This window comes from Nitrospirota bacterium (assembly GCA_015233895.1).
Classification (GTDB): Bacteria; Nitrospirota; Thermodesulfovibrionia; order Thermodesulfovibrionales; family Magnetobacteriaceae; genus Magnetomonas.
On record JADFXG010000036.1, the window covers coordinates 22,864 to 29,469 of the forward strand.

Annotated in this window: 7 protein-coding genes; 3 read left to right on the forward strand and 4 right to left on the reverse strand. The window is 41.9% G+C overall.

Annotated elements, in window-relative coordinates; genetic code table 11:
* Positions 1–25 precede the first annotated feature (25 nt).
* The gene (locus HQK88_15510) at positions 26–1,627 is read left to right on the forward strand and encodes a radical SAM protein (GenBank protein ID MBF0618208.1); all 1,602 of its coding nucleotides are present in this window, start codon (positions 26–28) and stop codon (positions 1,625–1,627) included.
* A gap of 20 nt (positions 1,628–1,647) precedes the next feature.
* On the opposite strand, the gene terL is transcribed toward HQK88_15510, so the two are convergent.
* The 4 genes from terL to HQK88_15530 all read right to left on the reverse strand — a co-directional run bounded on the left by terL (position 1,648) and on the right by HQK88_15530 (position 4,518).
* Positions 1,648–3,342 (reverse strand): phage terminase large subunit, encoded by a 1,695-nt coding sequence (terL, locus tag HQK88_15515; GenBank protein MBF0618209.1) that lies wholly within the window; start codon positions 3,340–3,342, stop codon positions 1,648–1,650.
* Positions 3,343–3,441: 99 nt separating this feature from the next.
* The gene (locus tag HQK88_15520; protein ID MBF0618210.1) at positions 3,442–3,936 is read right to left on the reverse strand and encodes a hypothetical protein; all 495 of its coding nucleotides are present in this window, start codon (positions 3,934–3,936) and stop codon (positions 3,442–3,444) included.
* The gene (locus tag HQK88_15525) at positions 3,929–4,237 is read right to left on the reverse strand and encodes a hypothetical protein (GenBank protein MBF0618211.1); all 309 of its coding nucleotides are present in this window, start codon (positions 4,235–4,237) and stop codon (positions 3,929–3,931) included. The genes HQK88_15520 and HQK88_15525 overlap by 8 nt, the downstream gene beginning before the upstream one ends.
* Positions 4,238–4,281: 44 nt before the next feature.
* Positions 4,282–4,518 carry a hypothetical protein gene (locus HQK88_15530; protein ID MBF0618212.1) on the reverse strand — a complete coding sequence of 79 codons (237 nt, stop codon included), beginning with the start codon at positions 4,516–4,518 and terminating at the stop codon, positions 4,282–4,284.
* Positions 4,519–4,743: 225 nt separating this feature from the next.
* Between HQK88_15530 and HQK88_15535 the strand changes: the two genes are divergently transcribed.
* The gene (locus HQK88_15535) at positions 4,744–5,424 is read left to right on the forward strand and encodes an OmpA family protein (GenBank protein ID MBF0618213.1); all 681 of its coding nucleotides are present in this window, start codon (positions 4,744–4,746) and stop codon (positions 5,422–5,424) included.
* A gap of 133 nt (positions 5,425–5,557) precedes the next feature.
* Entirely contained in the window at positions 5,558–6,340 is a 783-nt protein-coding gene (locus HQK88_15540; protein MBF0618214.1) for an AIM24 family protein, read from the forward strand.
* Positions 6,341–6,606 lie beyond the last annotated feature (266 nt).

The window sequence follows — 6,606 nt, forward strand, 5'->3', positions numbered from 1 at the left end:
CAAGCAGGAGTTACTACTTTTTCTTTTGACTAAGAGGTTTCAATCAGGTAAGTTTCCATACAGTTATAAAAATGAGATAATTGCGCTTATTGAGTCTGAGTCTGGAGTTACCATAAAAAACCACGGCGGTAAGCACCGTGTTTGTCTTGCCTATCCAAATATATATCATGTGGGGATGTCAAACTTAGGGTTTAGGATAATCTATGCCCTCATTAACCAAAGGGATGATGCCCTCTGTGAGCGTGTTTTTGTCCCTGAACCTGACATATACAAAGAGTTTAAAAGAACCGATACCGTGTTGTTTTCCTATGAATCCCTTACGCCGCTTACCTCGTTTGATATTGTTGCTTTTTCGGTTTCCTATGAAAATGACTACTTAAATGTTTTAAAAATCCTTGAACTTGCTAAAATCCCACTGTTTGCTAAAGACAGAACTGAAACTCATCCTCTTGTCATTATGGGAGGCCCGTGTGCTTTTATGAATCCCGAACCGCTTGCGCCGTTTTTTGATGTTGTGTGCGTAGGGGAGGGTGAGCCAATTATTGAAAGTTTTTTTTCTAAATTAAAAAATTCAACCGGTAAACCGGATTTTTTAAAATCATTAAGCGGCACAGACGGTTTCTACGTTCCGGATGAAATCTCTCAAAAAGTAAAGAGAGTGTATGTCAAAGACTTAAATACGCTTAGTGTACCCTCCCAGCTTATTACTGAAAACACGGAGTTTTCAAATATGTATTTAGTTGAGGCCATGAGGGGCTGTCCGTGGAAATGCCGATTCTGTGCTATTTCCTCAATATACGGTCCGCCGCGCCGACGGCAGTTTTCATCAGTTATGGAGGAAATAGAGAGGGTTAAACCCTCCTGTCTGAAAGTGGGACTGATAGGCCCCTCTCTGACCGATTATCCGCGCCTTGAGGATGTGCTAAGCACAGGCGGCGTTGAATTTTCAATAACATCGCTTAGGGCAAGCCGCAAAAGCGGTGAAATCCTGCCGCTTATGAAAGAAAAACAAAGCGTTTCTATTGCACCGGAGGCAGGCTCTGAGCGTCTCCGCAGAGTTATAAACAAGAAAATCACTCACGAGGACATTATAAGCACCTGCCGGTTGATTTTTGAAAATGGAATCAGTTTACTGAAACTCTACTTTATGATTGGACTTCCTACGGAAACACATACTGACATCACAGAAATCATAAGTCTTGTCAGAGAGGTTAGAGGGCTCTCTAAGCGCGGACACATTTCCCTCAGTGTGTCTCCATTTGTACCAAAAGCGTTCACTCCCTTTCAGTGGCATCATATGGAGAGCTCTCAGGTGGTAAAGGAGCGTCTGAAAACTTTGAAAACTGCTCTCAAAAAAGACGGGATACAGGTACATCACGATACAGCAGGGCAGTCTTACGTTGAAGGATTTTTTGCTCGCAGCGGCAAAGAAGCCGCACAGGTGCTTAGTATCATGATAAAGAGAAAACTGAACCTTAAAGCCGCAGTGGCAGAGGCACACGTTGATTATGAAAAGACCCTGTTTGAAAAGTTAACATTTGACTCTCCACTGCCGTGGGATTTTATTGACTCAACCACAGCCGATAAGCAAACACTCTGGAATGACTACATTTTATCAATAAGTTGACGAAATTGTTTTGCTTTTGTTCAATATGAGCCTTTCCCTTTAAATACTGACTCTCTGCCTGCAATGGTTTCGTAGTCTGCTGTGAGGTTATTATGTTCTACCAGAGATTTTAGCATTTCAAGGGCATCGGGGCCGTCATCGTGGTCATAGAGCGGATAACGAATCAATTGTTCTATCAGAGTTCTCTGACTTTTTTTAAATCGTATCCAGCCGTTTTTTATCCACGGTTGAAGGGTTTGAATTCTCAGTAGTTTATCAGCACTTGACCTTATCTCTGTGACATTAAGTGTCAGATTTTGCCTGTGAGCCTCTTTAATTAACGTGTCTTTAAAAAACTCCTGAAATTGTACAGATTCCACTCCAAAAACCTGAAAGCGTTCCTTTCTGTGATAAGTTAAAATATCCTCGATAATTCTATCCGGATGTCGGCGTTCTATGTCGGCTATTGTGACATAAAGTATGCCGTTAGAAAAACGTCCGCAGATTATTGCAGATGGGTCGTGCCGCTTTGACTTTTTTCCCATCGAGGGATCCACTACGCCATATAACGGTACATTTTTTGGCTCAGACGCATCATCAAAATATTGAATCCAGTGCTCGCTAAACAGACAGTCATCGGGATTAATCGGCTCGTTTTGCTTTTCCGAATCAAAATACGCCGGGCCCTCTGAAACCCGCATCTTCATAAGATAATAGTAATCCTCAACCTCCGGCCACAGAACATCCACATCGGCAAGCATTTCGTCTCTGTGCCGGTTAAAGTAGGCATCAGCCATAGTCTCGGCAGTTTCCTTCTCATCCGGTTCGTTCAGTGCAGTTGATTTGGTTATACCTGAGGGTGCTGAACCTGCCGAGAATATATTTTCCCACTCCTCCCACCGCTTTGATTCCGAGTACCGCATTATCGCTTTGAATTTCTTACCCCTCCAGCCGGGTTTTTTAAACAGTTTTGACAGCAGCGAATCATAATGCAGCACGGTTCCTACAACTATATAAATTGTGTCTTTTTGGCCAATTTTCATAAGAGCCTTAAAAAACCAGTCCTCAAGTTTTCTCCTCTGTTCAACAGACATTACGGCCTCGTCGTTTTCCAAATCATCACAGATTACCAGATCCGGCCTTCGGCTGCCGTGCCGCATCCCTCTGAGTTTCTGTCCAGCTCCAACTCCGCGGATTTTTACGCCGTTTTTAGTTATCAGCGTATCCGCGCGCCAGGTTTTTCCCTCGCCTGTGATATTTGGGAAATCCTGATTAAGCCTCTCATTGCTTTCAAGTTCGGCTTTTATAAACGATATGAAATCCTCGGACTGACTCATTGTGTCTGAGACTATCAACACAAAATTTCGCAGGTTAAAGGCTGTGACCCACATGGGCAGAATCAATGTAGTCCAAGTGGATTTGGCGTTTCCGCGGGGAGCGGCGTCAACTTCTTTACCGCCCGGGGTCGCTGACCCCCCGTTGTGTTCTGCCGACGACCTTACCAATTCCATATACCGCGCTGACAAATACTTGTGAAGTTTAGATGATGGTGATTTTATATAATGCGGAAAATATGTGCGTGCAAAAAATTCAAGATCATTAGCTGCCCGTTCCACTCTTGCAGCTTGTGCCGATTTTCCGTCTGAGCAGTCATTGCCTTCAAATGGTTTAGTGTAGGAGCTGATTTGCGCCCGTAAGGCCTCAATGTCTTTAAATATTTTTTTAAGGTTAGCCATAATTTAAAAAGTTAAAAATTTTTCCGCAGATTGCGCAGATTTTCGCAGATTGTTATTTTTTTCATCTGCGCCCATCTGTGTCATCTGCGGATTAATCCCTTAGCCATACTTCTCTGTTAGAAACAAAGTGAACTCATCCATATTTTTTTCAATAATTTTTACGCCATCGGGGTCATTTTTTAAAAGCCACTTGACGTAGATTCTCATAACGTCAATGTAAGCGTCCAGTTTGGACTTAGCCGATGATTTGTAGAGATTGTTAATGGTGTTGATGAGGGATTTGTAGGCGTTTGTGGATTGATTATCAAGTTTACTAAGAGAGTCGTATTTTTCCTTTTGTTTGATAAGGTCTCCAATGAGAGCCTCAGTAGTTACTCTGTTAGCTTTTCGTAGCTTTTCAATTTCCAACTCTTCACGTTCTAACCGCTCTTTCCATTTATATTTATCAGCCCATTCTTTGAGCGTTTTTGTTGTTAGACGAAAATTGAATTTCTTATTAAGCTCTCTGACGCTGCTTTCAAAATTACACTCGCCATCACGCCATACCTGATACGCAATGTCTATATTGTCGTGTATGAGTGACTTTCTAACCATTGTGCCTTCCTCTTGGAATAAAAACGCCGTCGTCTTTTATTATTCCATTTAACAGGTCATCGCCGTCAGCGGTAATTCCAACCTCGCAAATTTGACCGTTAAATTTCTCATTACGTTTCACATATCCTTTGTTTTCAAGGTAGCGGAGCTGAATTTTTAAGTCATCCGATAAAAGCGCATAACCAAAGAGATAGAGTCTTGCACGAAGTTCCTCCTCATTAATAAACTGTTCATGGTCAGCCTTAAGAATCTCAAGCACATAACCTCTTAACATTAACTCTTTCAGAAGTTTTATATTCATACGACATTCTCTCCCCTTAGTCGTGGGTATCCTCAAACTTATGGTTACCCGTTTTGGTTTCTGTCCATTCTGTCAATAATCACCCGAAGCATTATAAGGATATCCAGGTGTTCCTTGTTGTCTTTGGTTAAAAAATCGTGAATAGCTCCGTGAAGTCCCTCCATGCTTTGTGCTTGCCGTGCCAAGGCTGATGCTTGCTCTTTCTGGGCATTTACAAACTCGCAGCCGATTTTGTTCATAAATTTATAGCTTAAGGCAATAACAATTAATGATAATGCCATCGCTGGCCCTCCTTGCCCTATGGTATGAATTAGCTCTGTCAATTCCATAAGTTAATATTAAACAGAAACAGGTTGTTAGTTCATTTAAACAGTTTTTAAAAATTGTAGAAAACATGTGTAACACTAGGTTGTGTGCCGATGCAAGATTTTTTTTGTTGACAATCTCCACATACGTGTTATATCTTACTGTGAAAGAGTTTAATGCAGAACATTGGAGGCGTTAGCATGAGTTTGAGGGCTCGGTTATTAGTGTTTGCAATGATGTTTTTGCTAACCGGTTGTGCCGGTTTTGAGTTTGCACCAAATGGTAAGGTACTATTCATTCATAAGGAGCTTTTAGAAGCTGACAGGGCAATAGAGGCAGCTAAAAAAGTAGGAAAAGACACGGCATGTCAGGATATGTTTAATGAAGCCGTAAAGTTAAGAGATGAAGCCTATCGTGTTTACTGGAGTTGCCACACCAAAGAGGCAATAGAATTGGCTAATAAAGTAATTCGTATGACACAAGGCCCTTGTCAGGGTTCTGCCTCAAAAGGTTTGAATGGACTGCAGTCATCATCAGGGGTGGCTCTTTTTACAGTAGCCCATTTCGATGTAAACAGTGCAAAAATAAAAAAAGGCAGTGAAACACAGTTAAATACAGCAATAAACGCAATAAAGCAGTATGAACAGGGACATGCAATGGTAGAGGGCCATTCGGATTCAACTGGCGGGTATGCCTATAACATGAGAATTTCTAAAAGACGGGCTGAGGCTGTTAAAGACTACATAGTAAGGCACGGTGCAATAGAAACTCAAAAGGTTGAGGCGGTAGGTTACGGTTATACCAGACCGATTGCATCGAATGAAACCAAGAGCGGGCGGGCTCAAAACCGAAGAGCGGATGTAAGAGTTTTCTCCAATTAAGTACAGAGAAGGCTACTCAGAGGCAGGCTTTGTATAAAGTCCTTAGTGCCTTGTGGTTTAACCGCATGGCAATAATTTTGTAACGTATCATAAAAACCGCGTTTATGTGGACACTACTTAGGAGGCCGTACAAGTGGAAATATTGGGGAACGAGGAAAATGGTGTTTACAAGATATCCGGTGAGGATGCGGATATTCTCAGTGTATATCTAGATGGCAGCAATCAGGTTACAGCAGAGGCTGGCAAAATGTTGTTCTACATTGGTAATGTCAAGAGTGCTACTAAAGAGATTAAAGAAGGCGGCTCAATATCTAAACACATATTTTCAGCAGCAAGAAAAGTAATTACTGATGAGAACTTAGCATTTACCACCTTTTCAGGACAAGGGGAGGTTTCATTTGGAGATTATTTACCCGGCAGCATAGCAGCCATAAAGTTAAGTGGTAATGCAATAATCGCATCTAAGGAAAATCTCATTGCTTATGTCGGAGATATTAATTTAAGTGTGGAGGCGCAGTCAGGACTTGGGAGCCTGTTGTTTGGCGGGGAGGGTTTGGTTCTGATTAGAATATCTGGCAGCGGTTACGTATTTATTCATGGCGGCGGCAATATAATAACCCATCAACTTAAAGATGGACAGCAGCTTCATGCTGAATCGGCTTCTGTTATGGCGTGGGATGAGTCTGTTTCACATACTCTGGAGCATGTTAAAGATTTTAAGACTGCTTATTTTGGCGATGAAGGACTTTTTCTAACCCGATTTTCCGGCACCGGCACTGTTTTGGTGCAAACCCTGACTGTGGCAAAGTTAAGAAGTCTTATTGGTAACTCGATATGTCTTGCTCCGCCGCCTATAATGGCTGCCGAGCTGGTTTTACTTAAAGCAAAAAAGATTATAACTAAACTTATGCGGTAATACCAAGTAGCCTTCTATTGCCTAACGTTGTTGGCATTGTCGCAAGCTCCTCAACGTCTCCCCTAAAGGGGAATCCCCTGTAAAAGTACGCCTGCGTCGCTTGCTCCTCGCCGCCTAGTTATGCTTCTGAATGCGAGTTGAGACCGTTGCAAAAATAGGAGAGAGTTACACAAAAAGATATATACTATAAGTTATAATATAGAGAAATAAATAAAGGAGGTATTGAAATAGATGTCACATAAAGCATTGAATCAACTGAGTTTTGC

Excerpts from the sequence above, each read along its gene's own strand:
- terL (MBF0618209.1), bottom strand. The coding sequence starts at position 3,342 with ATGGCTAACCTTAAAAAAATATTTAAAGACATTGAGGCCTTACGGGCG.
- HQK88_15520 (MBF0618210.1), bottom strand. The coding sequence starts at position 3,936 with ATGGTTAGAAAGTCACTCATACACGACAATATAGACATTGCGTATCAG.
- HQK88_15525 (MBF0618211.1), bottom strand. The coding sequence starts at position 4,237 with ATGAATATAAAACTTCTGAAAGAGTTAATGTTAAGAGGTTATGTGCTT.
- HQK88_15530 (MBF0618212.1), bottom strand. The coding sequence starts at position 4,518 with ATGGCATTATCATTAATTGTTATTGCCTTAAGCTATAAATTTATGAAC.
- HQK88_15535 (MBF0618213.1), top strand. The coding sequence starts at position 4,744 with ATGAGTTTGAGGGCTCGGTTATTAGTGTTTGCAATGATGTTTTTGCTA.